Source organism: Streptomyces sp. NPDC002232 (genome assembly GCF_042890295.1).
In the GTDB taxonomy this organism is placed as follows: Bacteria; Actinomycetota; Actinomycetes; order Streptomycetales; family Streptomycetaceae; genus Streptomyces.
This window is the reverse complement of sequence record NZ_JBIARV010000001.1, coordinates 757,534-782,895: the sequence shown is the minus strand read 5'-3', so window position 1 is coordinate 782,895 and position 25,362 is coordinate 757,534. Positions and strand designations below refer to the sequence as shown.

The 25,362-nt window shown below is 72.5% G+C and carries 25 protein-coding genes and 1 pseudogene; 14 read left to right on the top strand and 12 right to left on the bottom strand.

The features are described 5' to 3' along the window. Positions 1–3 precede the first annotated feature (3 nt). Positions 4–1,272: an Ig-like domain-containing protein gene (locus tag ACFYXU_RS03500; protein ID WP_389456358.1), complete on the top strand. Its 1,269-nt coding sequence runs from the start codon at positions 4–6 to the stop codon at positions 1,270–1,272. A 195-nt stretch (positions 1,273–1,467) separates the two neighbouring features. On the opposite strand, the gene ACFYXU_RS03495 is transcribed toward ACFYXU_RS03500, so the two are convergent. Continuing rightward, positions 1,468–2,313, bottom strand: coding sequence for a helix-turn-helix domain-containing protein (locus tag ACFYXU_RS03495; RefSeq protein WP_376516640.1), 846 nt, complete (start codon positions 2,311–2,313; stop codon positions 1,468–1,470). 128 nt (positions 2,314–2,441) lie between these two features. Here ACFYXU_RS03495 and ACFYXU_RS03490 point away from each other — a divergent pair, with 128 nt between their 5' ends. Next, positions 2,442–3,494: an NAD(P)-dependent alcohol dehydrogenase gene (locus tag ACFYXU_RS03490; RefSeq protein WP_376516638.1), complete on the top strand. Its 1,053-nt coding sequence runs from the start codon at positions 2,442–2,444 to the stop codon at positions 3,492–3,494. A 71-nt stretch (positions 3,495–3,565) separates the two neighbouring features. Further along, positions 3,566–3,913 carry a DUF1330 domain-containing protein gene (locus tag ACFYXU_RS03485; RefSeq protein ID WP_376516635.1) on the top strand — a complete coding sequence of 116 codons (348 nt, stop codon included), beginning with the start codon at positions 3,566–3,568 and terminating at the stop codon, positions 3,911–3,913. A 3-nt stretch (positions 3,914–3,916) separates the two neighbouring features. Here the strand turns inward: ACFYXU_RS03485 and msrA are convergent, their stop codons facing one another. Further along, positions 3,917–4,579 carry a peptide-methionine (S)-S-oxide reductase MsrA gene (msrA, locus tag ACFYXU_RS03480; RefSeq protein WP_389407401.1) on the bottom strand — a complete coding sequence of 221 codons (663 nt, stop codon included), beginning with the start codon at positions 4,577–4,579 and terminating at the stop codon, positions 3,917–3,919. 123 nt (positions 4,580–4,702) lie between these two features. After that, entirely contained in the window at positions 4,703–5,812 is a 1,110-nt protein-coding gene (locus ACFYXU_RS03475) for a hypothetical protein (protein WP_361396197.1), read from the bottom strand. Between the two features lie 72 nt (positions 5,813–5,884). On the opposite strand from ACFYXU_RS03475, the gene ACFYXU_RS03470 reads away from it, so the two are divergent. Next, complete coding sequence (locus ACFYXU_RS03470) at positions 5,885–7,039, top strand: cystathionine gamma-synthase (RefSeq protein ID WP_376516631.1); 1,155 nt, start codon at positions 5,885–5,887, stop codon at positions 7,037–7,039. Positions 7,040–7,072: 33 nt separating this feature from the next. On the opposite strand, the gene ACFYXU_RS03465 is transcribed toward ACFYXU_RS03470, so the two are convergent. The 3 genes from ACFYXU_RS03465 to ACFYXU_RS03455 all read right to left on the bottom strand — a co-directional run bounded on the left by ACFYXU_RS03465 (position 7,073) and on the right by ACFYXU_RS03455 (position 8,454). Further along, entirely contained in the window at positions 7,073–7,324 is a 252-nt protein-coding gene (locus ACFYXU_RS03465; protein ID WP_376516629.1) for a hypothetical protein, read from the bottom strand. Beyond that, entirely contained in the window at positions 7,321–7,797 is a 477-nt protein-coding gene (locus ACFYXU_RS03460) for a sigma factor-like helix-turn-helix DNA-binding protein (RefSeq protein ID WP_389407397.1), read from the bottom strand. The genes ACFYXU_RS03465 and ACFYXU_RS03460 overlap by 4 nt, the downstream gene beginning before the upstream one ends. A gap of 117 nt (positions 7,798–7,914) precedes the next feature. Continuing rightward, a complete protein-coding gene (locus ACFYXU_RS03455; RefSeq protein ID WP_389456354.1) occupies positions 7,915–8,454 on the bottom strand; it encodes a MarR family winged helix-turn-helix transcriptional regulator in 540 nt (179 codons plus the stop codon). Between the two features lie 148 nt (positions 8,455–8,602). Between ACFYXU_RS03455 and ilvA the strand changes: the two genes are divergently transcribed. The 3 genes from ilvA to ACFYXU_RS03440 all read left to right on the top strand — a co-directional run bounded on the left by ilvA (position 8,603) and on the right by ACFYXU_RS03440 (position 11,932). Next, positions 8,603–9,832, top strand: a complete 1,230-nt coding sequence (gene ilvA / locus ACFYXU_RS03450; protein ID WP_376516622.1) for a threonine ammonia-lyase — start codon at positions 8,603–8,605, stop codon at positions 9,830–9,832. A gap of 223 nt (positions 9,833–10,055) precedes the next feature. Continuing rightward, entirely contained in the window at positions 10,056–11,081 is a 1,026-nt protein-coding gene (locus ACFYXU_RS03445; RefSeq protein ID WP_389456352.1) for an ATP-binding cassette domain-containing protein, read from the top strand. Then, complete coding sequence (locus ACFYXU_RS03440; RefSeq protein ID WP_376516618.1) at positions 11,078–11,932, top strand: ABC transporter permease; 855 nt, start codon at positions 11,078–11,080, stop codon at positions 11,930–11,932. The genes ACFYXU_RS03445 and ACFYXU_RS03440 overlap by 4 nt, the downstream gene beginning before the upstream one ends. A 77-nt stretch (positions 11,933–12,009) precedes the next feature. On the opposite strand, the gene greA is transcribed toward ACFYXU_RS03440, so the two are convergent. Further along, entirely contained in the window at positions 12,010–12,507 is a 498-nt protein-coding gene (gene greA, locus ACFYXU_RS03435) for a transcription elongation factor GreA (RefSeq protein WP_361396180.1), read from the bottom strand. Positions 12,508–12,697: 190 nt separating this feature from the next. Further along, complete coding sequence (locus tag ACFYXU_RS03430; RefSeq protein WP_376516615.1) at positions 12,698–13,099, bottom strand: DUF4307 domain-containing protein; 402 nt, start codon at positions 13,097–13,099, stop codon at positions 12,698–12,700. Between the two features lie 98 nt (positions 13,100–13,197). On the opposite strand from ACFYXU_RS03430, the gene mca reads away from it, so the two are divergent. Both mca and ACFYXU_RS03420 read left to right on the top strand, forming a co-directional pair. Then, positions 13,198–14,079: a mycothiol conjugate amidase Mca gene (gene mca, locus ACFYXU_RS03425; RefSeq protein ID WP_361396175.1), complete on the top strand. Its 882-nt coding sequence runs from the start codon at positions 13,198–13,200 to the stop codon at positions 14,077–14,079. A gap of 1 nt (position 14,080) precedes the next feature. Further along, on the top strand, positions 14,081–14,320 hold the full coding sequence (locus ACFYXU_RS03420) for a hypothetical protein (RefSeq protein WP_329854166.1): 240 nt from the start codon (positions 14,081–14,083) through the stop codon (positions 14,318–14,320). A gap of 333 nt (positions 14,321–14,653) precedes the next feature. On the opposite strand, the gene ACFYXU_RS03415 is transcribed toward ACFYXU_RS03420, so the two are convergent. Further along, entirely contained in the window at positions 14,654–17,947 is a 3,294-nt protein-coding gene (locus ACFYXU_RS03415; RefSeq protein WP_389456349.1) for a tetratricopeptide repeat protein, read from the bottom strand. A 110-nt stretch (positions 17,948–18,057) separates the two neighbouring features. On the opposite strand from ACFYXU_RS03415, the gene ACFYXU_RS03410 reads away from it, so the two are divergent. Beyond that, a complete protein-coding gene (locus ACFYXU_RS03410) occupies positions 18,058–20,079 on the top strand; it encodes a thioredoxin domain-containing protein (protein ID WP_389456347.1) in 2,022 nt (673 codons plus the stop codon). Positions 20,080–20,158: 79 nt separating this feature from the next. Here the strand turns inward: ACFYXU_RS03410 and ACFYXU_RS03405 are convergent, their stop codons facing one another. Next, the gene (locus tag ACFYXU_RS03405; RefSeq protein ID WP_329854160.1) at positions 20,159–20,566 is read right to left on the bottom strand and encodes a rodlin; all 408 of its coding nucleotides are present in this window, start codon (positions 20,564–20,566) and stop codon (positions 20,159–20,161) included. A 374-nt stretch (positions 20,567–20,940) separates the two neighbouring features. Between ACFYXU_RS03405 and ACFYXU_RS03400 the strand changes: the two genes are divergently transcribed. Beyond that, positions 20,941–21,090 (top strand): hypothetical protein, encoded by a 150-nt coding sequence (locus ACFYXU_RS03400; protein WP_376516606.1) that lies wholly within the window; start codon positions 20,941–20,943, stop codon positions 21,088–21,090. Between the two features lie 100 nt (positions 21,091–21,190). Here the strand turns inward: ACFYXU_RS03400 and ACFYXU_RS03395 are convergent, their stop codons facing one another. After that, entirely contained in the window at positions 21,191–21,601 is a 411-nt protein-coding gene (locus tag ACFYXU_RS03395) for a rodlin (RefSeq protein WP_329854157.1), read from the bottom strand. 220 nt (positions 21,602–21,821) lie between these two features. Between ACFYXU_RS03395 and ACFYXU_RS03390 the strand changes: the two genes are divergently transcribed. Together ACFYXU_RS03390 and ACFYXU_RS03385 are read left to right on the top strand one after the other, a co-directional pair. Then, entirely contained in the window at positions 21,822–22,235 is a 414-nt protein-coding gene (locus tag ACFYXU_RS03390; protein WP_329854155.1) for a rodlin, read from the top strand. Positions 22,236–22,402: 167 nt separating this feature from the next. Beyond that, positions 22,403–22,636, top strand: a complete 234-nt coding sequence (locus ACFYXU_RS03385; protein ID WP_329854154.1) for a chaplin — start codon at positions 22,403–22,405, stop codon at positions 22,634–22,636. 101 nt (positions 22,637–22,737) lie between these two features. Here the strand turns inward: ACFYXU_RS03385 and ACFYXU_RS03380 are convergent, their stop codons facing one another. Beyond that, positions 22,738–24,048, bottom strand: coding sequence for an ATP-grasp domain-containing protein (locus tag ACFYXU_RS03380; RefSeq protein WP_389407393.1), 1,311 nt, complete (start codon positions 24,046–24,048; stop codon positions 22,738–22,740). Positions 24,049–24,205: 157 nt separating this feature from the next. Between ACFYXU_RS03380 and ACFYXU_RS03375 the strand changes: the two are divergent. Beyond that, a pseudogene (locus tag ACFYXU_RS03375) lies at positions 24,206–25,327 on the top strand (glycosyl hydrolase); the annotation flags it as partial. Positions 25,328–25,362 lie beyond the last annotated feature (35 nt).

The following is a 25,362-nucleotide window of genomic DNA, read 5'->3' as shown; positions in this document are numbered from 1 at the left end:
ACGATGGAGAAGCGTGTGATGACGGTCGGCAAGCGCCGCAGGAGCCTGGCGGCCGCCGCCGCGGTGCTCAGCGGCGTACTCGTGCTCTCGGCGTGCAACGACGGTGACAAGGACGGCGGCGCCTCCGGTTCCGCGACGCCGCAGTCACAGGCGCAGGTCGACGAGGCGGCCGCGCAGAAGACCTCCAAGGCGCAGATCACCATCTCGCCGAAGAACGGCGCCCAGAACGTCTCCATCAACAACGACGCCAAGGTCACCGTGACCGAGGGCAAGCTCACCCAGGTCACCATGACCTCGGCCGAGGGCGCCGCGGTCAAGGGCGAGATAGCGGCCGACGGGCTGAGCTGGAAGCCCAGCCAGCAGCTGGAGCGCGCCACGGTCTACAAGATCGCCGCCACGGCCGCCGACGCGGAGGGCCTGGAGGCCCACGAGAACGCCTCCTTCACCACCGTCTCGAAGGCCAACAGCTTCATCGGCAACTTCACGCCCGAGGACGGCTCCACCGTCGGCGTCGGCATGCCGGTCTCGATCAACTTCAACAAGGCGATCACCGACAAGAAGGCCGTCCAGGACGGCGTCAAGGTCACCTCCAGCTCCGGCCAGGAGGTCGTGGGCCACTGGTTCAGCCCGACGCGTCTGGACTTCCGCCCCGACGCGTACTGGACCGAGGGCTCGACCGTCACGCTGAAGCTGGACCTCGACGGCGTCGAGGGCGCCGACGGCGTCTTCGGCGTCCAGCAGAAGACCGTCACCTTCAAGATCGGCCGCAACCAGGTCTCGACCGTCGACGTCGCCACCAAGACCATGACGGTCAAGCAGGACGGCAAGACGATCAAGACCATCCCGATCTCCGCCGGCTCCCCGGACAACACCACCTACAACGGTCAGATGGTGATCTCCGAGAAGTTCAAGGAGACCCGGATGAACGGCGCCACCGTCGGCTTCACCGACGACGACGGCAAGGGCGAGTACGACATCAAGGACGTGCCGCACGCCATGCGTCTGTCCACCTCCGGCACCTTCATCCACGGCAACTACTGGGGCGCGCGGTCGATCTTCGGCAGCGTGAACACCAGCCACGGCTGCGTCGGCCTCGCCGACGTCAAGGGAGCCGGTGACCCGAACCAGACGGCCGCCTGGCTCTTCGACCACTCGCTCATCGGCGACGTCGTGATCGTCAAGAACTCCAACGACAAGACGATCAAGCCGGACAACGGCCTCAACGGCTGGAACATGAGCTGGTCCGAGTGGAAGGCCGGCTCGGCGGTCTGACCCGCGGATCCTCGCACGTACGCGAGCGGCGGCCCCCTCACTCCGAGGGGGCCGCCGCTCGCGTATGCCCAGGCTCGCGTAGGTCGGGTATATGGGTGTACGTCCGGGCGAGGGCGCGCCCGGGAAACCGTCGGCGGGGCGTGGGCCTACGTCTGGCGGGGTCCGGGCGCACGCCCGGTTCCGCGCCCGTCCCGGTCACCGCAGGGCGTGGTCCGCGCCCCAGCTGGCGAGCAGACCCAGCGCCTCCTCCGAGGGCGATCCCGGCTCCGCGTGGAAGGTCGCGAGGCACTGCTCCTCGTCGCCGGCCACCACCAGCGTCTCGCACCAGAGCGTCAGCTCGCCCACCAGCGGGTGGTGCAGCCGCTTGCTGCCGTGCCCCTTGTCCTTCACGAGGTGGGCCGCCCACAGGCTCCTGAAGGCCTCGCTCTTCATCGACAGCTCACCGACCAGCGCCGACAGCAGCGGATCGTCCGGATGACGGCCCGCGTCCAACCGCAGGAAGCTCACCACCTCGCACGCCTTCTGCTCCCAGTCGACGAACAGGTCCCGGTAGCCGTCGCTCAGGAACAGCAGCCGGGCGATGTTCCGCCGCTCCGGCGGCAGCGCGGCGATGTCGCCGAACAGCGCGGTCGCCATGCGGTTGGACCCGAGGACGTCCGTGCGCCGCCCCACGACGTACGCCGGGATCCCCGTCATCGCGTCCATGAGCTGCTGGACGCCCGGACGCAGCCGCTGCGGCCGCGAGGGCCGCCGCCGTGCGGGCGCGGGCTTCGCCAGCCGGGTGAGGTGGTCCCGCTCGGCCTCGCTCAGGCGCAGCGCCCGCGCGATCGAGTCGAGGACCTCCATGGACACGTTGCGCCCGTTGCCCTGTTCCAGCCGGGTGTAGTACGCCACGGACACCCCCGCCAGCTGCGCCAGCTCCTCGCGGCGCAGACCCGGTACCCGGCGGTGCCGTCCGAACTCCGGCAGGCCCACGTCCTGGGGCTTCAGCCGGGCCCTCCGGGAGCGGAGGAATTCACTGAGTTCGGCGCTGAGGTCCATACCGCCCCATTATCGCGCCCGGGCCGCGCGGACGGACGTACGTTCCTGACCCTGCCAGTGGTAGGCACACCGGTCGTAGGTAGAACAGGTGTCTGGGTAGGGTCCGCGCGCTCCGCCATGCTGGAGGCATGACCACGAACGTGACCACCGTCCCCGCCTACGCCGCGCCCGCCCCCGACGCCCCGCTGGAGCGCACCACCGTGCCGCGCAGGGCCGTCGGAGAGCACGACGTCCTCATCGAGATCAAGTACGCCGGAATCTGCCACTCCGACATCCACCAGGCCAGGAACGGCTGGGGCGAGGGCATCTTCCCGATGGTCCCCGGCCACGAGATCGCCGGCATCGTCGCCGAGGTCGGCCCCGGCGTCACCCGGTTCCGGGCCGGCGACCGGGTCGGCGTCGGCTGCTTCGTCGACTCCTGCCGGGAGTGCGACCACTGCCGGCGCGGCCTGGAGCAGTACTGCGAGCGTGGCATGACCGGCACGTACAACGCGCTCGACAAGAACGGCGAGCCGACCTACGGCGGCTACTCCACCCACATCGTCGTCGACGAGAACTACACCCTGCGCATCCCCGAGGGCATCGGCCTCGACGAGGCGGCCCCGCTGCTCTGCGCCGGCATCACCCTCTACTCGCCGCTCGCCCACTGGGGCGCGGGCCCCGGCAAGAAGGTCGCGATCGTCGGCCTCGGCGGCCTGGGCCACATGGGCGTCAAGATCGCCCACGCGCTCGGCGCCGAGGTGACCGTCCTCAGCCAGTCGCTGCGCAAGCGGGACGACGGCCTGAAGCTGGGCGCCGACCACTACCACGCGACCAGCGACCCGGAGACCTTCAGCGAGCTCGCCGGCACCTTCGACCTGGTGGTCTCCACGGTCTCGGCGCCGCTCGACTTCGACGCCTACCTGAGCCTGGTGAAGACGGACGGGGCCCTGGTGAACGTCGGCGCGCCCGAGGAGCCCGTCAAGGTCAGCCTCTTCTCCCTCATCGGCGGCCGCAAGACCCTCGCGGGCTCGGCGATCGGCGGCATCGCCGAGACCCAGCAGATGCTCGACTTCTGCGCCGAGCACGGCCTGGGCGCCGAGATCGAACTGATCCGCGCGGACCAGATCAACGAGGCCTACGAGCGGGTCGTGAAGAGCGACGTCCGCTACCGCTTCGTGATCGACACCTCGACGATCTGAGCACGCGGGCGGCCGGGGCATGACCTCCGGGGTAATCGACCCGGTGGGGCATGCCGCGGCACGCTGGTCCCATGACCGCATACGCCATCGGAAACCTGCACCCGAAGCCCGTCCTCGACGAGGACATCTTCCTCTACATGGAGCGCATCCAGGACACCCTGGACCCCTTCGGGGGCCGCTTCCTCGTCCACGGCGCCCCCGCCCGCGAGGTCCGCGAGGGCAGCTGGCCGGGCGCCGTGGTGATCATCGGCTTCCCGTCGTACGAGGACGCCAGGGCCTGGTACGACTCCGAGGCCTACCAGGAGCTGATCCCCCTCCGCACCCGCCACATGTCCGGCGACATCCTCCTCGTCGAGGGGGTCCCGGCGGACTACGAGGCCGCCGCGACGGCGGCCTCGCTGCGGGCGGCGCACGGCTGAGCGCTACTCGGCCTTCGCCACGCCGATCGGGCAGGACAGGCCCGTGCCGCCGATGCCGCAGTAGCCGGCCGGGTTCTTGTCCAGGTACTGCTGGTGGTAGGGCTCCGCCGGGTAGAACGGGCGGGACTCGTCGGCCGGGAGGACGTGGGTGGTGATCTCTCCGTAGCCGGAGCCCGTCAGAACCTTCTGGTAGGCCTCGCGGGACGCCTCCGCCTGCTCGGCCTGGGCGGGGGAGTGCGTGTAGAGCGCCGAGCGGTACTGGGTGCCCACGTCATTGCCCTGCCGGAAGCCCTGGGTGGGGTCGTGGGACTCCCAGAACAGCTTCAGGAGCGTCGCGTACGAGACCTTCGACGGGTCGAAGACGACCCGGACGACCTCGGTGTGCCCGGTCATGCCCGAGCAGACCTCCTCGTACGCCGGATTCGGCGTGTGGCCGCCCTGGTAACCGACGAGCGTCGTCCAGACGCCCTCGGTCTGCCAGAACTTGCGCTCGGCCCCCCAGAAACAGCCCAGCGCGAAGTCGGCGACCTCCAGGCCCTCCGGGTAGGGGCCCAGCAGCGGGTTGCCGAGGACGGTGTGGCGCTCGGGCACGGAGAACTCCGGCTCGGGCCGGCCGCGCAGGGCCTGGTCGGGAGTGGGGAGTACGGGGGTGCGGGACAGGAACATGCTGCATCTCTCCTCGACGGTCGTCGGCGACAGGCACAACGCGGCGGGACCGGAAGGGATTCCCCACCCGCCCGAAGGCCGTCCTGAACGGCGGTCGCCCCGCCCCGGGAAGCGCGGGCCCGCTCAGCGCGGCAGGGTCGCCGGGCTGCCGCCGTTCGCCTCGTAGCCCGCCACCGCCAGGTTCCGGAAGACCGTGTACTCCGCCGCCGGGTCGCCGCTCAGCGTCCACGGGACCGCGCCGACGTGTCCGTCGACCCGCACCAGCTGGTGCATGGCCTCCGACCAGCGCTGCGCGCGCACCAGGAACCAGACGAGGAGATGGCGCACGTGCGCCAGCATCGGGTCGTCGGGGCGCGCCGAGTGGACCGCGTACAGCGCGCCGTCCATCGCCTTCGACACCACCGCCGTGCGGAAGAAGTCCTGCACGAGCACCACGTCCGGCACGTGCTCGTACACCGCGAACAGCGGCAGCGCGGCCAGCAGCGAGCCCCGCGGCGCGCGCGCCGCGGCCGTCGTCGCGAAGTGGTCCGCCTCCTCGCGCGAGCCGTGCCACTTCTCGCACCAGTAGTGCAGCGCCGCCAGGTGCGCCCCCATGTGCTCCGGCGCGCGGTCGATCACCTTCGCCCACACCTGGTCGAACTGCTCGTGGTCGTAACCGAGTCCGCGCGCCACCGCGAGCCGCGTGATGTACGGCACGGGGTCGCCCGGGGCGAGCAGCGCCGCCTCCTCGGTGACCTTCAGGGCCTCCTCCAGGATGATCCGGAAGTCGTCGGTCCCGGCCGACGAGGACCGCCACGCCTGCTGCACCAGGAACTCGGCGTGCACGGCCGCGCCGCCCGCGTCCTTCGGCTCCTCCGCCCGCCAGGTCCGCAGCCACGCCCCGCCGGCCCCGGGCCGCTCCTGGAGCTCCAGGGACGCCGCGCCCGCGAAGGCCTGGACGCGCTGCCAGCGCACCTCGCCCTCCTTGCCGGTGGCGGCGAGCAGCCGCGACGCCGGCCGCCAGTCCTGGGTGGCCTGCACGACGTCGAGGACGTGCAGGAGCTCCTCGTCGGCACCCGGCATCCGCACGTCCTGGTCCTCCTGGCGCACGAAGCCGTACGCCTCGGGGTCCGCCGCGTCCGGCGCCCCCGGCGCGGCCAGCCGGATCCCGCCGCCGCCCCGGCGGCGCAGCACGTAGGGACCGAGGACGCCGAACAGGAGGCCGAGCGCGATCAGGAACCAGAGAATGTCCATGTGTCCATTGTCCAGGACACCCGGTGAGACGAACTCAGCGGCGGGAGGCGCGCGGCACTACGCTCCTGACCCATGAGCGACCAGCACTCCCACCAGAGCTTCGAGACCCGCGCGATCCACGCGGGCAACACCGCCGACCCGCTGACCGGCGCGGTCGTCCCGCCCATCTACCAGGTGTCCACCTACAAGCAGGACGGCGTGGGCGGGCTGCGCGGCGGATACGAGTACAGCCGCAGCGCGAACCCGACCCGCACCGCGCTGGAGGAGAACCTCGCGGCCCTGGAGGGCGGGCGCCGCGGCCTCGCCTTCGCCTCCGGCCTCGCCGCCGAGGACTGCCTGCTCCGCGCGCTCCTCGCGCCCGGCGACCACGTGGTCATCCCGAACGACGCCTACGGCGGCACCTTCCGGCTCTTCGCGAAGGTCGTGCAGCGCTGGGGCGTGGACTTCTCCGTCGCGAACACCTCCGACATCGAGTCGGTGCGCGGTGCGGTCAACGACCGCACGAAGCTGATCTGGGTCGAGACCCCGTCGAACCCGCTCCTCGGCATCACCGACATCGAGGCCGTCGCCGGTGTCGCCCGCCAGGCCGGCGTGAAGCTCGTCGTCGACAACACCTTCGCGTCCCCGTACCTCCAGCAGCCGCTGGCGCTCGGCGCGGACGTCGTCGTGCACTCCCTGACCAAGTACATGGGCGGCCACTCCGACGTCGTCGGCGGCGCCCTGGTCACCGCGGACGAGGCGCTCGGCGAGGAACTCGCCTACCACCAGAACGCGATGGGCGCGGTCGCCGGCCCCTTCGACTCGTGGATCGTGCTGCGCGGCATCAAGACCCTCGCCGTGCGCATGGACCGGCACAGCGAGAACGCCGAGAAGATCGCCGAGATGCTCACCCAGCACCCGAAGGTCACCCAGGTCCTCTACCCGGGCCTCCCGGAGCACCCCGGGCACGAGGTCGCGGCCAAGCAGATGCGTTCCTTCGGCGGCATGATCTCCTTCCGCGTCCAGGGCGGCGAGGAGGCGGCCGTCGAGGTCTGCAACCGCGCGCAGCTGTTCACCCTCGGCGAGTCGCTGGGCGGCGTCGAGTCCCTCATCGAGCACCCGGGCCGGATGACCCACGCCTCCGTCGCGGGCTCCGCCCTCGAGGTCCCGGCCGACCTGGTCCGCCTCTCGGTGGGCATCGAGAACGTCGACGACCTGCTCGCCGACCTCCGTCAGGCGCTGGGCTAGTCCCGCGCGGTGACGGCCGGGCCTCCCCGGCCGTCACCAGCCCTCCAGCGGGGGCGTCGTCCCCGCCGGCGGGACCTCCCACGGGCGCGTCATCGAGGCCCACACGACGAACGCGAGCACGGCGACCGCGCCCAGGGCCCACAGCACCCGCCGCACCCGCCGGGCCTGCCGGAGCCGTCGCGTCCCGCGCTCGGCGGCGCGCAGCGCCAGGTCGCGGGGGACCGGCGGATGGGCCGTGTCGAGCAGCCGCCGGACCGCCGCCTCCTTGTCCTCGTGACGGCTCACGCCGCCGCCCCGCGGGCGCCCGCCGCGCCCCGGGCCGCCGCCCGCAGCGCGGCGACCGAGCGGGCGCACACCGCGCGGACCCGGGCCTCGGGGAGGCCGAGCACGGCCGCGACCTGCTCCTCCGCGATCCCCTCGTACAGCCGCAGCACGACGACGAGACGTTCCTGCGGGGAGAGCGGGGCGAGCACCCCGCCGCCGCCGCGGTGCCTCCACGCGGTGCACGCGAAGCGGGCGGCGAGGTCGCGCCGCGCGAGATCGTACGGGTCCTCGTCGCGCAGCCGGTCCCACACCGCGTACGTGTGCGCGAGGGCGGCCGTCAGCAGCGCCTGGGCGTACGGGTTCCGGGTGCGGGTCTCGGCCGTGAGCAGCGTCGCGGCGTGCAGCAGCCGCCCCGCCGCCCCGGCCACGAACGCCTCGAACTCCCGGGTGCGGTCGGCGCGTTCGCCACTCCGTCCGCGCTGACGCTCTCGCACCTCCTCATCTGAGGACAGCGCGGGTGCCGGGTCAAGAGGTCTGCGCGGACTCCGTCCCCGGTCCGCGGCGACCACGGAGGCAGAGCCGCTCCGTCCCCGGCGCGCGGCGGCGCCCCGTCAGGCCGTGGCCCCGGACTCCGGCGCGACGCTCCCGGCCGGCTCCGCCGGGACGTGGCCCGCGTGCGCCGACTGCCGCACGGACAGGGCGGTGTTGAAGCGGGTGAGCAGGGAGCAGAAGGACTCCCGCTCGTCCTGCGTCCAGCCCTCCGTGACCTCGGCCATCAGCTGCCGGCGCGAGGAGCGGACCTCCTCCAGACGTGCCAGACCGCGCGGCGACAGCTGGAGCACGACCGCCCGCCCGTCCTCCGGGTGCGAGGTCCGCTTCACCAGTCCGGTGTCGACCAGCGGCGCGACCTGGCGGGTCACCGTGGACGAGTCGATCCCCATGCCCGCCGCGAGCGCCTTCACCCCCATCGGCCCTTCCTGGTCCAGGCGGTTCAGGAGGAGGTAGGCCGCGCGGTCCATGGAGTTGCGGAGCTGGCCGGTGCCGCCCAGACGCGTCTGCTCGGCACGGCGGGCGAAGACGGCCACCTGGTGCTGGAGGGCATCGAGGAGACCGGGGTCGAGCGCAGTCGTCATGTCCTGGGAAGGGGGCATGGCTGGGGTCTCTCTCGTGCGGGGGTGGTCGGTCGGTGGGGGACAGAGTACGCGGACCCGCCGGAGTCCGTACCGGCGCTGCGCAAACCCGTCCCACCACCCGGCCACCGGGCGGTCACGGGGGCCGTGAGCTGCGAGACTTGCTGTCATGAGCTTCCGTACGCCACACCCCTTGCACGGTCTGATGCTCGACGACGTGCGGGGGGCGCAGAAGATGCTGGCCGGGGTGGCCAGGATGACGGCGATGGAGGGCAGCCGCCATCTGTCCTCGCTGGTGGGAGCCCCGGTCCACCTCAAGTGCGAGAACCTCCAGCGGACCGGCTCCTTCAAGCTCCGCGGGGCGTACGTACGGATCTCGGGGCTGCGGCCCGAGGAGCGCGCCGCCGGAGTCGTCGCGGCCTCCGCCGGAAACCACGCGCAGGGCGTCGCGCTCGCCTCGAAACTGCTCGGCGTGCACGCGACCGTCTTCATGCCGGTCGGCGCCCCGCTGCCGAAGGTCGCGGCGACCCGCGACTACGGCGCCGACGTCCGGCTGCACGGGCACGTCGTCGACGAGACGCTCGCCGCGGCCCAGGAGTACGCCCACGAGACCGGCGCGGTCTTCATCCACCCCTTCGACCACCCCGACGTCATCGCCGGCCAGGGCACCGTCGGCCTGGAGATCCTGGAGCAGTGCCCCGAGGTCCGGACGATCCTCGTCGGCATCGGCGGCGGCGGGCTCGCGGCCGGCATCGGGCTCGCGGTGAAGTCGCTGCGCCCCGACGTGAAGGTCGTCGGCGTCCAGGCGGAGGGCGCCGCCGCCTACCCGCCCTCGCTGGCCGCCGGGCACCCCGTCGTGATCGAGGCGCCGGCGACGATGGCCGACGGGATCAAGGTCGGGCGCCCGGGCGACGTGCCGTTCGACCTGGTCAGGGAGTACGTCGACGAGGTCCGCACGGTCTCCGAGGACGCCCTCTCCTCGGCGCTGCTGCTCTGCCTGGAGCGGGCCAAGCTGGTGGTCGAACCGGCGGGCGCGAGCCCGGTGGCCGCCCTCCTCACCGACCCGGCGTCCTTCCGCGGGCCGGTCGTCGCGGTCCTCTCCGGCGGGAACGTCGATCCGCTGCTGCTCCAGCGGATCCTGCGCCACGGCATGTCCGCCGGGGGCCGCTACCTGAGCCTGCGGCTGCGCGTCACGGACCGGCCGGGCGCGCTCGCCACGCTGCTCGCGGTCCTGACGGTGGTCGACGCGAACGTCCTGGACGTGGGCCACGTACGGACCGATCCGCACCTCGCCCTGACGGAGGCGGAGGTCGAGCTGCACCTGGAGACGAAGGGCCCGGAGCACTGCCGGGAGGTCGAGGCGGCCCTGCGGGACGCGGGGTACACGGTGCTGGGCTGAGGCCCGCGCGCCCGGCCCGGGATCCGCGGTGCTCGGCCGTGGGACCCCGCACCCGGCGCGGGGTCCCCTCGCCCGCCTCGGGGGCGTCCTGTCGGCCGGGCCGGAGCGAGAGGCGGACGCCCCCGCATGATCGTGTGACCCGGGTCACGGATTCACCGGGCGCGCGGGGCGCGGAAATCCTACGATCGGTAGGAAACGCCCGAATCTCCCTGGGAGAATCCACATGCCAGGCGCGATCTACGCCGAGGGTCTGGTGAAGACCTTCGGCGACGTACGAGCTCTGGACGGGGTGGACCTGGACGTGCCGGAGGGCACGGTCCTGGGTCTGCTCGGCCCGAACGGCGCGGGGAAGACCACCGCCGTGCGGGTCCTGACGACCCTCATCAAGCCCGACAGCGGACGGGCCGTCGTCGCCGGGATCGACGTCCTCAGGCACCCGGACGAGGTCCGCCGCTCGATCGGCCTCTCCGGCCAGTTCGCGGCCGTCGACGAGTACCTCACCGGCCGCGAGAACCTCCAGATGGTCGGCGAGCTCTACCAGATGCGGTCCCGGGCCGCGAAGGCCCGGGCCGTTGAGCTGCTGGACCGGTTCCACCTCGCCGACGCCGCCGACCGGCCCGCGAAGACGTACTCCGGCGGCATGCGCCGCCGCCTCGACCTCGCGGCGGCGCTCGTCGTCTCCCCGCCGGTCATGTTCATGGACGAGCCGACCACCGGCCTCGACCCGCGCAACCGCCAGGAGCTCTGGGAGGTCATCAAGGAGCTCGTCGCCGGCGGTACGACCCTGCTCCTCACCACCCAGTACCTGGAGGAGGCCGACCACCTCGCCCACGACATCTGCGTCATCGACCGGGGCCGGGCCATCGCACGCGGCACCTCCGACCAGCTCAAGGCCCAGACGGGCGGCGAGCGCGTCGAGGTGGTCGTGCACGACCGGGGGACGATCCCGGAGGCCCGCGGGGTCCTCGCCCGCTACGGCGCCGCGGGCATCGGCCACGGCGAGGTGTCCGTCGAGGAGCACACGCGCAGGCTCACCGTCCCCGTCACCGGCGGCGCCAAGCTGCTCGCCGAGGTCATCCGGGACCTGGACGCCGTCGGCGTCGAGATCGACGACATCGGCCTGCGCCGCCCGACCCTCGACGACGTCTTCATCTCCCTCACCGGCCACGCGGCCGAGCGGGACGAGGAGGAGGCCGAGCAGCGGGCGGCGGCCAAGGCCGGGAAGAGCCGGAAGGAGACCGTGAAGTGACCACCGTCACCGGGCCGGCGGACGACCTGGCAGCCCCGCGCCGGCGCGGGGCCGTCGTCCAGTCCGTCGGCGACTCGCTCGTGATCGCCCGCCGCAATCTGATCAGGATGTCCCGCATCCCCGAGATGATCATCTTCGGGCTGATCCAGCCGATCATGTTCGTGGTGCTGTTCAGCTACGTCTTCGGCGGCTCGATGCAGATCGGCGACTCCACCTCGCCGGCCGTCTACCGCGAGTTCCTGATGGCCGGCATCTTCGCGCAGACCGTCACCTTCGCCACCGCCGGAGCGGGCGCGGGCATCGCCGACGACATGCACAAGGGCCTCATCGACCGGTTCCGCTCGCTGCCGATGGCCCGTGGCGCGGTCCTCACCGGCCGTACGCTCGCCGACCTGGTGCAGACGACGCTCACCCTCTTCGTCCTGGCGATCGTCGCCCTGCTCGTCGGCTGGCGCATCCACGAGGGTGTCCCGAAGGCCCTCGGCGCCTTCGCCCTGCTGCTCCTCCTCGGTTACGCCTTCTCCTGGATCGGGGCGCTCATCGGCCTCTCGGTCCGCACCCCCGAGGCGGCCACCTCCGGCGGCCTGATCTGGCTCTTCCCCGTCACGTTCATCTCGAACGCCTTCGTGGACTCCAGCAATCTGCCCTCCTGGCTCCAGCCCATCGCCGAGTGGAACCCGTTCAGCGCGACCGTCCAGGCCTGCCGGGTGCTCTTCGGCAACCCCGGGGTCTCGACCTCCGACGCCTGGCCGATGCAGCACTCGGTGTGGGCCTCGCTGATCTGGTCGATCCTGATCATCGTGGTCTTCCGGACGCTCTCGGTCCGCAAGTACCGCTCGGCGACGGCCTGAGCCGGCCGGGATCCGCGCGCGGACACGACGAAGGGCCGGTCCCCGGGGGACCGGCCCTTCGCCCGAAGAAGTGCGGCTCAGCCGACGTACGGCTTCGCGCTGAGGATCTTCACCGTGGCCTTCTTGCCGTTCGGCAGCTCGTACTCGGCGTCGTCGCCGGCCTTCTTGCCGTTCACGCCGACGCCGAGCGGCGACTGCGGCGAGTACGTCTCGATGTCGCCGCTCGCGTACTCGCGGGAGGCGAGCAGGAAGGTCATCGTGTCGTCCTCGTCACCGTCGAAGGCGATCGTGACGACCATGCCCGGCTCGACGACGCCGTCGTCCGCCGGCGCCTCGCCGACCTTGGCGTGCTGGAGCAGCTGGGTGAGCTGGCGGACCCGGAGCTCCTGCTTGCCCTGCTCCTCCTTGGCCGCGTGGTAGCCGCCGTTCTCGCGCAGGTCCCCCTCTTCGCGCGCCGCGGCGATCTTCGTCGCGATCTCGGTACGCGCGGGACCAGACAGGTACTCAAGCTCGTCCTTGAGCTTGTTGTACGCCTCCTGGGTGAGCCAGGTGACGTTGTCGCTGGTCTGGGTCACGGGTGCTCCTCGTAGGTACTGGGAATACAAAGCATCGCCCTACACGGGAAGGCCTTGCTGTCCCGGGTGGGCGAAACCACGAGCCTAACAATGAGTGGCGGAAAGCGGGAGGACATAAACCATCAAGATGGCGTCACCCCAGGTCACCGCAGTGACTCGCCGGGACTCGACATGCCGTCCCTACCCACCGCTACCGGGCCGTACACCCGATGAGCTCGGCACTGGTCGCGCGGGCGGTCGTGCGGAGCGTGAAGACGCGGTCGATCCGGGACGCGGCGTCGTCGACGCGGACGTCCTTGCGGGCCACCTCGGTCCCGTCCTCGGAGCGCGAGCGCAGCGTGCAGACGCCCTTGGCGTCCTCGTCCTTGCGGATCTCCAGGTGCACCTGCACCTCGGCGTCGCTCACGACCTCGAACTTGATCATCTCGGCGCTGATCTTGTTGTCGACGACGTAGTACCAGCCGAACCAGCCCATCACGCCGAGGAACACCACCCCGAGCACGGCTCCCACGACCCTGAGCCTGCGGTCGGCCCGCTCGTCCGCGGAGCGCCCGTAGCGTCCCTCGGGCAGCTGCTCTCGCACCGCGCTCATGGGGGATCCTCTCGAAGCCGGGGGTGGCGGAATTTTCACTCCCCCGATTCCGTCACTATAGAGACCACCCTCCGCGTCGAATCACTGAGGATCGAGTCTTGACTGAGCAGCTGCGATTGATGGCCGTTCACGCCCACCCCGACGACGAGTCGAGCAAGGGTGCGGCCACGATGGCCAAGTACGTGTCCGAGGGGGTGGACGTCATGGTGGTGACGTGCACGGGCGGCGAGCGCGGCTCGGTCCTGAACCCCCAGCTTCAGGGCGACCCCTACATCGAGGCGAACATCCACGAGGTGCGCCGCAAGGAGATGGACGAGGCCCGCGAGATCCTCGGCGTCTCCCAGGAATGGCTCGGATTCGTCGACTCGGGCCTGCCCGAGGGCGACCCGCTGCCCCCGCTGCCCGAGGGCTGCTTCGCCCTGGAGGACGTGGACGACGCGGCCGGCGCGCTGGTCCGCAAGATCCGCGCCTTCCGCCCGCAGGTCGTCACGACGTACGACGAGAACGGCGGGTACCCGCACCCCGACCACATCATGACCCACAAGATCTCGATGGTGGCCTTCGACGGCGCGGCCGACGCCGCGAAGTACCCGGAGGACGAGTTCGGGCCGCTCTGGCAGCCGCTGAAGCTGTACTACAACCAGGGCTTCAACCGCCCCCGCACCGAGGCCCTGCACAACGCCCTCCTGGACCGCGGCCTGGAGTCGCCGTACGGGGACTGGCTGAAGCGCTGGGACGAGTTCGGCGGCAAGGCGCGCACCCTCACCACCCACGTGCCCTGCGCCGACTTCTTCGAGACCCGCGACAAGGCCCTGATCGCCCACCGCACCCAGATCGACCCCGACGGCGGCTGGTTCCGGGTCCCGATGGACATCCAGAAGGAGGTCTGGCCGACGGAGGAGTACGAGCTCAGCAAGGCGCTGGTCCCGACCTCCCTCCCCGAGGAAGATCTCTTCGCGGGCATCCGCGACAATGCCTGACATGAGCGCACACCTGGCACTGACCCAGCTTGTCCCCTTCGCCGCCGAAGAGCTGGACAAGAACAAGGTGACCCCCGGCGTCCTCGGCTTCGTCGTCTTCGCGGCCCTGGCCCTCGCGGTCTGGATGCTGATGAAGTCGATGAACCGCCACATGGGCAAGGTCTCCTTCGAAGAGGCCCCGGACCCGTCGGCGGCGACCCCGGACACCCCGGCGAAGAAGGCCGGCACCACGGGCAAGTGACCCACCCGCCCCGGCCCGCACCACGCTGGTGCGGGCCGGGGCGCGGGGCGGGCTGACGGGCACCGGAGGGCTCTGGCTCCCGGTGCCGGTCGGTTCCAGCTTCCGGCCGTCCAGCTCCCGGCCCGGGCGGCTTCGGTCATCGGCACCGGAAGGCCCCGGCTCCCGGCCCCTTACGGCTGCGGTCGCCCGGCCCCGTACGGCTGCGGTCACCCGGCACCGGAAAGCTCCGGGCCCCGTACGGCTTCGGCCGCCCGGCCCCGTACGGCTCCGGTCACCCGGCCCGGGGGAGCCCCCGCTTCCCGCCCGGGGGGAGGCACCCCCACACCCCGTACGTCACCGCGGCCCCGGCACCCCCAGAACCTCCCGCGCGTGGCGCGTCGGGACCAGGCCCAGGTCCCAGGCCTGCCAGGGGGTCCTGGGGGCGATGTCGCGCCTCAGGAGCAGTACGTGGGCCTCGGTGCACTCGTCGACCCTCGGGTCGCGCGCCGGATGCCGGTCCGCCGCCAGGGCCGCCAGCTCCTCGCGCGCCGTCGCCGCACCCGGATCCGGGCTGCCCGGCACCGCGTGCGGGAGCAGCCCGCAGCGCAGGAGGCGGGCCCAGTCCGCGCCCCGCCGGTCCCCGTACGCGTCGAAGAGCGCCCGTGCCTCCTCGCACAGCGCGAGCGCCTGCGGGACCCGCCCGTTCCCGGCGTCCACGACCGCCAGCTCCAGACACGCCCAGGCCTCCCCGTGCGCGACCCCGATCCGGCGGAAGTCCGCCCGCGCGTCCACCAGCAGCTGCCGGGCGAACCCCGAGTTGCGCAGGTTCCCGGCCCGCGCCCCCTGCTGGTCCCGGGTGACCCGCCCCAGCTGGTGGCGGGCGCACGCCAGCCCGTACAGGTCCCGCATCCGCGAGAACATCGACCGCGCCCGCCCCAGCTCGCGCACCGCCTCGTCCCGGTCGCCCCGCTCCTCCAGCGCCTGCCCCAGGTAGTACAGCGTCCACGCCTCGCCGCGCGCGTCCTCCTGGTCCCGGTGCCGGCCGAGCGCCCCGCGCAGCTCCTCCACCGCGCGCTCCGCCTCCCCGGCGGCCAGCCGCGCCCGGGCCAGCTGGGTCAGCGCCCAGGCCTCGCCGCGCCCGTCGTGCACCTTCCCGTACGTCTCCAGGGCCCGCCGCAGCTCGTCCCGGGCGCCCGGCGCATCGCCCCGGAGCAGCAGCACCTGGCCGTGCTGGAAGTGCGCCCAGGCCTCGCCGTGCAGCGACTCGTGCTCCCGGTGCAGCGCGAGGGACCGCTCCAGGAGCGCCGTCGCCTCGGCGAGGCCGCCCCGGTCCCGCTCCACGGCGGCCAGCGCGTGCAGCGTCCAGCCCCGGTCGGCGGCCAGCGACTCCGGCTCCTGGAGCGCCAGCGCCTCCCGCAGGCGGTCCGCGGCCTCCGTCAGCCGCCCCTGGTGGTGCAGCGTGATCCCGAGCGAGCAGAGCGCGAGCGCGGCGCCCGCGTCCTGGTCGGCCTCCTGGTAGAGGGAGACGACCGAGGTCAGCGTCGTGTGGGCCTTGTCGAGCTCACCGAGCTGCCGGGCGGCGATGCCGGTCCGCCACCGCACCGAGCGGGTCAGCAGCCCCTGCCCGACGGACTCGGCCAGCTCGTTGATCTCCCCCAGCCGGTAGAGGTCGCCGCGCAGCAGGCAGTAGTCGCAGAGCGCGCTGAGCAGGCCGAGGACCGTGTCCTGGTCGACGCCCTCCGCGTGCCGCAGGGCCGCCGTCAGGAAGCTGGACTCCTCGTCGAGCCAGCCGAGCGCCGCCTCCAGGGAGCCGAAGCCGTGCCCGTCGAAGCGGTTCGCGCGGGTCGACATCTTGCCGTCGACCATCCGGATCACCGCGTCGGCGAGCTCCGCGTGGTTCCGTACGAGCCGCTCCTGCGCCGCCGCGATCCCAGCCGCGTCCTCCTCGTCCCGGAGCCGCGCGGCCGCGAAGGCGCGCACCGCGTCGTGCAGCCGGTAGCGCTCCCCGCGCACGTGGTCGAGCAGCCCCGCCGACGAGAGCTCCCGCAGCCGCCCGGCCGCCTCGGGACCGCTGCCCCCACCGAGCAGGGCGGCGGCCGCGGCCGCGCCCAGGGAGGCCCGCCCGGCCAGCGCGAGCCGGCGGAGCAGCTGCCGGGCATCCTCGTCGAAGTCGAGGAAGTACCGTACGGAGAGGGCGCGTTCGACGGGGTCGGTGCCCCAGCCGGGGCGGGCGAGCAGATGCGCCAGGTCGTCCATCGAGCGCTGCCCGAGCAGGGACCCGGCCACGCGCAGCGCCAGCGGCAGGCCGCCGCACAGCTCCCGGATCCGCTCGAACGCCTCGGCGTCGTAGGGGCCGGGGTCGGGTCCGCCGGCGGTGGCGCGCAGCAGTTCCTCGGCGCCGGCCGCGTCGAGCGCGTCGACCGGCAGGGCGTGCACCTCGGCGGGGACGTCCGCGCCGAGGTCCAGCGGCTCCCGGCAGGTCACGAGGACCAGGCTGTCGGAGCGCCCGGGCAGCAGGGACCGCACCTGGGCGGGGTCGGCGGCGTCGTCGAGGATCAGCACCACGGGCACCCCGCCCAGCTGCCGCAGGTACAACTCCGAGAGCTTGCGCACCTGTTCGTCGGCCGAGGCGCCCTCGCGGAAGAGCAGCCGGTCGCGCGGGGCGCCGAGCCGGTTCAGCAGGTGCAGCAGCGCCTCCCGGGTCGTCACCGGACGCTCGCCGGCCCCGCCGCCCCGCAGGTCCACGACACAGGCCCCGTGGAACCGCTCGCGCAGCGCGTGCGCGGCCCGCACGGCGAGGGCGGTGCGCCCGGACCCGGGTGCGCCGTGCAGCAGGACCACGGTGGGCCGGGTGCCGGTCGCGTCCCGCACCCAGCCGGAGATCCGGCCCAGCTCCGCACGGCGGCCGGTGAACACCCCGCCGGAGTCGGGCAGATGCCCGAAGGACCGGGCGAGGACGGTACGGCTCCGCGCGGCGGCACTACGGTCCGCCCCCCGCACCCACCGACCACCACCCCCGACGCCGCCACCCCCTCCGTCACCGACCACCGAAGCCCCACCCCCGGAGCCCCCGCCACCCGCAACCGAAGCCCCGCCCTCGGCCTGGGCCCCGCCCTCCCTGCGCGCCCCGCTCTCCGCCACCTCCGGTTCCGCCGCCATGACCGCACCGCGCCCCGTCAGGTCCGCCCGCGCCCGCTCGCGTTCCAGGAAGGGCCGCACGCCCCGGGTCTCCAGGGCCGCCAGCCAGTCCCGGCGGAGGCGTTCGGCGTCTCCCCGGCCGGCCGTCGCGCGGAGCACGGTAGCCGCCGCGCCGGCCACCACGACGGCCGCGCCCGCGCCGAGCGCCGTCCCCGCCGCCGTACCGAGGGCGAGGTCCGCGCCGAAGGCCGCCGCCGCGGCGACGCCGGTCACCAGCGCGGGACCCCCGACGGCCGGCCCCGCGAGCTGGCCCGCCCGGGTGCGTCCGCTCTCCGCCCGCAGATAGGCGGCGTACTCCTCGCCCGCCCCGGCCGCCATCGCGTCGAGGCCCGCCCGGCCCCGCGCGAGCAGCACGTCGGCGTCGCCCGGCGCGCCTCCGGAGGCCCGCACCTCCTCCACGACGGCCCGCTCCAACAGCCGCTCGGCCTCGGCCCGGTGACTCTCCCGCATCTGCGTTCCCCCTCCGCACGCGCCCGACGAACCGGGCCCAGTGTCCTGCGTCGCGCGCGTCGGCGCGAGGGAGCGGAGCGAGCGGGAGACCGCTGCGGCAGGATGGGACTATGCCGAACCGACTGGCCCAAGAGACCTCCCCGTACCTCCTCCAGCACGCCGACAACCCGGTCGACTGGTGGCCGTGGTCGGCCGACGCCTTCGAGGAGGCCCGCCGCCGCGACGTCCCCGTGCTGCTCAGCGTCGGCTACAGCTCCTGTCACTGGTGCCACGTCATGGCGCACGAGTCCTTCGAGGACGGTGCCACCGCCGCCCTGGTCAACGAGAACTTCGTCGCCGTCAAGGTGGACCGCGAGGAGCGGCCGGACGTCGACGCCGTCTACATGGAGGCCGTGCAGGCGGCGACCGGGCAGGGCGGGTGGCCGATGACCGTCTTCCTCACCCCGGACGCCGCGCCCTTCTACTTCGGTACGTACTTCCCGCCCGAGCCCCGCCACGGCATGCCGTCCTTCCCGGAGGTCCTGGAGGGCGTCAAGGACGCCTGGGCCGGCCGGCGTGAGGAGGTCGCCGAGGTCGCGGACCGGATCGTGAAGGACCTCGCGGGCCGCTCCCTCGCGTACGGAGGCGACGGCGTCCCCGGCGAGGAGGAGCTCGCCCAGGCCCTCCTCGGCCTCACCCGCGAGTACGACGCGAGTCGCGGCGGCTTCGGCGGCGCCCCCAAGTTCCCGCCGTCGATGGCCCTGGAGTTCCTGCTCCGGCACCATGCCCGCTCCGGTTCCGAGGGCGCCCTCCAGATGGCCGCCGACACCTGCGAGGCGATGGCCCGCGGCGGCATCTACGACCAGCTCGGCGGCGGCTTCGCCCGCTACGCCGTCGACCGCGCCTGGGTCGTCCCGCACTTCGAGAAGATGCTGTACGACAACGCCCTGCTGTGCCGGACGTACGCCCACCTGTGGAAGGCCACCGGCAGCGACCTGGCCCGCCGGGTCGCCCTGGAGACCGCCGACTTCCTCGTCCGGGAACTCCGCACCCCCGAGGGCGGTTTCGCCTCCGCGCTCGACGCCGACTCCGACGACGGCACCGGCGCGCACGTCGAGGGCGCCTACTACGTGTGGACCCCCGCACAGCTCACCGAGGTCCTCGGCGCGGAGGACGCCGCCCTCGCCGCCACCCACTACGGCGTCACCGAGGACGGCACCTTCGAGCACGGCAGCTCCGTGCTCCAGCTGCCGCAGGAGGCCGGCCCGGCCGACGCCGGCCGGATCGCCTCCATCGCCGCCCGGCTCCTCGCCGCCCGCGAGGAGCGCGCACGCCCCGGCCGTGACGACAAGGTCGTCGCCGCCTGGAACGGCCTCGCGATCGCCGCCCTCGCCGAGACCGGCGCCCTCTTCGACCGCCCCGACCTGGTCGAGCGCGCGACCGAGGCGGCCGACCTCCTCGTCCGCGTCCACATGGACGAGTCCGCCCGGCTGACCCGGACGTCCAAGGACGGCCGGGCCGGCACCAACGCGGGGGTCCTGGAGGACTACGCGGACGTCGCCGAGGGGTTCCTCGCCCTCGCCGCCGTCACCGGCGAGGGCGCCTGGCTGGAGTTCGCCGGCTTCCTCCTGGACCTCGTCCTCGACCGCTTCACCGCCGAGGGCGGCGCGCTGTACGACACGGCCCACGACGCCGAGACCCTCATCCGGCGCCCCCAGGACCCCACCGACAACGCGACCCCGTCCGGCTGGACCGCCGCCGCCGGAGCGCTCCTGTCGTACGCGGCGCACACCGGCTCGGAGGCCCACCGCGCCGCCGCCGAGGGCGCCCTCGGCGTGGTCAAGGCCCTCGGCCCCCGCGCGCCCCGCTTCATCGGCTGGGGCCTGGCCGTCGCCGAGGCCCTCCTCGACGGGCCCCGCGAGATCGCCGTCGTCGGCGACCCCGCCGACCCGGCGTTCCGCGAGCTGCGCCGTACGGCCCTGGCGGCGACCACCCCCGGCGCGGTCGTCGCCACCGGGGTCCCCGGCGGCGAGGAGTTCCCGCTCCTGAAGGACCGGCCGCTGGTGGCCGGGGCGGCCGCCGCGTACGTGTGCCGTCACTTCACCTGCGACGCGCCCGTCACCGACCCGGCGGAGCTGCGCCGGAGGCTCTGACCACGGCCTCGTACGGGAACGGCCCCGTCGCCCCTCCTCGGAGGGACGGCGGGGCCGCGCCGTGGCCGGGTGGTGGCGGTCAGCTGTTGCCGGCGCCGTTGCCCGAGAGCACCGGGATGTCGCTGAGGATGTGCGACAGCGGCTCGTCACCCTTGGCCTGGGTGGAGTTCTCGGTGCACTGCTGGTTCTGCGGGGAGGACAGGACGTTGACGTCCTGGACCGCGATCGGGACGAGGCCGATCAGCGAACCGGCGTTGACCTTGGCCGGCAGGCCGACACACGGCTTGTTCAGGGAACCCTGGACGAGCGCGAACTGCGGGCTCATGTCGCCGTGGGTCGAGGAGTTGCCGAACTCCTGGTGCGCGCCGTTGCCGGACAGCGAGGTGGTGCCGCCGTCGTCGGCGATCGCGAGCGCCTGACCGGCACCCGCCGCCGTCGCGCCGAGGACGGACGCGGCCACAGCAGCCGTCGCCAAGAGCTTCTTCATTGTTGAGGCCTTTCGGATCCTGGCCCCGCTGACTGCAGGGCCGTGCTGATCAACTGGTCAGCGGCCCGGAGGTTCCGGGAAGTCCACCGGACGGACTACGGGCAGATGAGCGAGCACCCCGGCGGGCCCGTGCGCGGCCGTGGGTTTACCGCTCGGCGAGCGGGGGAAACCGGATGTTCCGCGGACACCGGAATTTCATCTCCGCACCGTATTTTCGAATCGCTCGCACACAGGTGCGCGACGCCACCTGAACAGGACCGATCACTCTCCCGCAGCGCCTGTGTCATGATGCGGGAATCGCAGCGGAAGGAGCGAAAATGGCGCCGGATCCCGGGAAATGGGAACGGATGGCCTTCATTCCGAAGAGCCGATATGTGAGTGACCCGTCCCCGGTCGACAGCACCCCGTTCCCCCTCTATTCCGCTCTGGTCAGCCAGTGGGTGCAGGCGGGGCGGGCCGTGCCGGGGATGCCCGACCGGGAGTGGGAGCGCCTGATGGCGACGCCGGTCTGGCCGACCTGGTAGAGCCCCGCCGCGAGGGGGCGGTGGAAGCGCGGAACGACGAAAGGGGCCGCCCCGGAGGGCGGCCCCTGACGTGTGAACGTCGTCGTGCTCAGGCGGAACGTCAGTTGTTGCCGACGCCGTTGCCCGACAGGACCGGGATGTCGTCCAGGATGTGCGACAGAGCCTCGTCACCCTTGGCCTGGGTGGAGTTCTCGGTGCACTGCTGGTTCTGCGGGGACGACAGGACGTTGATGTCCTGGACGGCGATCGGGATGGCACCGATCAGCGAACCGGCGTTGACCTTGGCCGGCAGGCCGATGCAGGGCTTGTTCAGGGAGCCCTGGACGAGCGCGAACTGCGGGCTCATGTTGCCGTAGGTGGCGGAGTTGCCGAACTCCTGGTGCGCGCCGTTGCCCGAGAGCGACGTGGTGCCGCCGTCGTTGGAGATGGCGAGCGCCGGAGAGGCCACGGCGGCGGTGGCGCCGACGATGGAGACGGCTGCGGCCGCGGTGGCCATAACCTTCTTGATCACGGGAGTTCCCTTCTAGAACCTGCTCCGTGCAGGGAGCGACCTGATCAACAGGCCCTCGGACGCCGGGGTTCCGGTGTGTCACCCCGTTGGCGGAGCGCGCGTGGCAGCGCGAAACGCGGACACAGTCGAACGAGTGAAGCGCCGGAACCAAAGCCCGCGGACGCAGTTGATCCGGTCGCATCAATCAGGTCGGTTGGTGGGAACAGGAAACGGAATCACCGTGAACAAGAAGATTATGGCGGCTGCGGCCCTTACGGCCTCTGTTGTCGGCGCTTCTGCTGCGGCGGCCTCCCCGGCGCTCGCCATCGCCGACGACGGCGGCACCACCTCGCTCTCCGGCAACGGCGCGCACCAGTCCTTCGGCAACTCGAAGACCACCGGCGACCAGAGCCCGCAGTTCTCGGCCGTCCAGGGCTCGCTGAACAAGCTCTGCCTCGGTGTCCCGGTGAAGGGCAACCTCGGTTCCCTCGTGGGCGTTCTCGTCCCGGTCGCCGTCCAGGACGTCAACGTCCTGTCCTCCCCGCAGAACCAGCAGTGCGCGGAGAACTCCACGCAGGCCAAGGGTGACGAGCCGCTGTCGCACCTCGTCGAGGACATCCCGGTGCTCTCCGGGAACGGCGCCTTCAACGGCTGATCCGTCCCGCACACGACAGGGCCGGAAGGAACGCACACGTTCCTTCCGGCCCTGTTCCGCGTGCAATGGAGTGAAACAAAGAATGTCGCAGCTCCCTCGGTTGCCTTTGTGCGGCATGTTCGTTGTGCTGCATGGAAATGTTCCGCCACCGAAAGGATGCAGACGAAATGAACTGTAAGAAGGCTGCTGCCGTCGTCGCCGGAATCATCATGGCCATGGGTGCGGCCACCCCCGCCTTCGCGGACGCGGACGCGGCCGGTGCGGCCATCGGTTCGCCGGGCGTCCTCTCCGGGAACGTCGTGCAGATCCCGATCCACATCCCGATCAACGCCTGCGGCAACAGCATCAACGTGGTCGGCCTGCTGAACCCGGCCTTCGGTAACACCTGCATCAACGCCTGAGTTTCCGGCGCCCATGGACACGGGGCCGGTTCCGAGGAGCGTCCGCTCCTCGGAACCGGCCCTCCGTCATGCCGGGACCGGCGACCTCGTGCCGTCCGCGTTCATCGCCGGGTGAGCTGGTCGGTGGAGGCGCGCGGCCGGGGCGGCACCGGCGCGAGGGCCGGGTCCGGCCGACGGACCCGGACGGCCCGGCGCAGCCTGCCCAGCGCCTTGCGGAGCAGGTGCGCGAGCCAGGCCCGGCCCATGGAGAGCGCGGGCGCCGGGTCGTCGGCCGCGAACCAGGCGCACTCGGTCCGCCCCCGGCCGCCCTCCGGCTCCGGCGCGTACCGGCGGCGCGGGGAGACGAGCAGTGAGAGCGCCGCGTAGTTCTCGACGACGAACCGGCGGCCGGGGACCGGGGCGTGCGCGGGGACGGGGCGGCCGGTCAGGTCCAGGTGCAGCGCCCGCACCACGTCCAGGCCGTCCGGGTCGGTGAAGAGCCGGAACTGCGCGCCGGGCCGCGGGTTGAAGTCCAGCAGGTGGTACGCGCCGGTCGCCCTGTTCAGCCGGAAGTCCAGGTCGCACACGCCGCGGTAGTCCAGTGCGGCGAGCAGGTCGCGGGCCGTCCGCTCGACGGTCGGGTTCCGCGTCCAGCGACCGGAGGCGGTGAGCCCCGCCCCGTCCGGCCAGGAGCGCTCCTTGCGCCCGGTCGCCCCCGTGGAGCAGCGGCCCGCGGCGTCCACGTACCCGTGGAAGAACCAGTCGAGGTCCCGGCCGTCCGGGAGCATCTCCTGGAGCAGCAGCCGGCTGCCGGCCTCCGGGGTGCGGGCGTACAGCTCCCGCACCTCCGCCAGGGAGCGCACGATCGTGGTGCTCCGCAGCCCGCCGCCGCCCGGGAGCAGCCAGGGCCGGCTCCACTTGGCGACCACCGGGAGCCCGAGCGACCAGGCCATGGCGGCGGCCTCGTCGGCTCCCCCCGGCAGCTCGGTGCGGGGGTGGGGGAGCCCCAGGCCCGCGCAGGTCTCGGCGAGCTCGGCCTTGTCGGCGACCCGGAGCAGCTGCTCCTCGGTCTGCGCGGGCAGCAGGAAGCGCGGGACGAGACCGGAGCGGCGCCGGGCCAGGGCGAGGGCGCTGACGTCGTCCAGCGGCACCGCGAGCACGGGATGTGACGGATCGTCGGTGATCTCGTCCGCGACGCGGGTCAGCAGCGCGGACAGCTCGGCGGCGGAGTCCGTGCCGGGGCGCGCCCGCGCCGAGCTGACGTACCGGGAACGGGTGACCGGACTGCTGCTCGATTCGATGACGGCGTGGACCGGAATTCCGGCTCTTCCCAGCGAACGCGCGGCACCGAGAGTGCCGTGGTGGAAGGGATTCCGGTCGAGCCGCACAAGGACGGTGGGGACGCTGGTGTCGAAAGACTGATGGCTCAGCACGGCATGCCCTTCCTCTCGGGTGCCCCAACTGGGCGATCAAATCCTCTAATGGACTACTGATCAGAGGGAAGCCGAGTTCACGGTCGGCTCATTAGGAATACTTTCGGAGCATCGGATTGACGGACCATCAAAGGGCGTACGACGCGAAGGAGCGGCCATGGCAGCTGCACATCGGAGAACTCCGAGACGATGGTTGGGGGTGTTCACCGCCGGCCTTCTCGCCTCGGGCTCAGTCGTGCTCTCGTCCCCCGCGCACGCCGCCGATTCCCCGGCGGCGAAGGACCCGGTACCGTCCCTCAGCACCGCCATGGGCGCGTTCCTCGACTCGGGCGACTCCGGGGTCGCCCGCATCGGACAGCTCGAACGGTGGCTCGGCGGTCACGAGCTCCGCGTCGGCCACACCTACCTGCCCGGCGACCTCTGGAAGAACATCGAGGGACCCCCCGGCTTCCTCGACGCATGGGCCCGCTGGCGCAACGAACGGTCCGACCGGCTCCTCGTCCTCAACGTGCCCATGCTGGAGCGCAACGAGGCCCGCGTCCCCGACCACGAGGTCCGCCGCCAGCTCCAGCTGGGCGCCGCCGGGTACTTCGACCACCACTTCGAGGCCCTCGCCCGGCGTCTGGTCGACCTGAACGCCAAGGACACCGTCATCGACCTCGGCTGGGAGATGAACGGCACCACCTACACCCACCGGTGCGCCCCCGACCCCACCGCGTGGAAGAAGTACTGGAACCGGATCGTCACCACGATGCGTTCCGTACCGGGCCAGAAGTTCCGTTTCGACTTCAACCCGAGCCGGGGCCGCGACGCGATTCCGTGGACCGAGTGCTACCCGGGTGACGACGTCGTCGACATCATCGGCATGGATTCGTACGACCAGCCGTCGGGCAGCAGTTTCGACCAGCACGTCAGCGAGCCGTACGGGCTCCAGAAGCAGGTCGACTTCGCCGCCGAGCACGGAAAGCAGATCTCCTATCCCGAATGGGGTCTCTTCCGGAACGGCGACAATCCGGAATACATGCGGCGCATGCTGGAGTGGATGAAGCAGCACAAGCCGCTCTACCACACCATCACCGACTACTGTCCGCACGGCGTATGGCAGTGCGACGACAATCCGCGGTCGTCGCGGGTGTTCCGGGAGATGCTGTACGGCACGGAACCGCAGATCCCGACGGAGCCGACGGATCCGACGGAGCCGACGGAGCCGACGGACCCGACGGACCCGACCGAGCCCACGGACCCGACCGAGCCCACGGACCCGACGGATCCCACGGACCCGACGATCCCCGAGCCCAAGCCGGAACCGAAGCC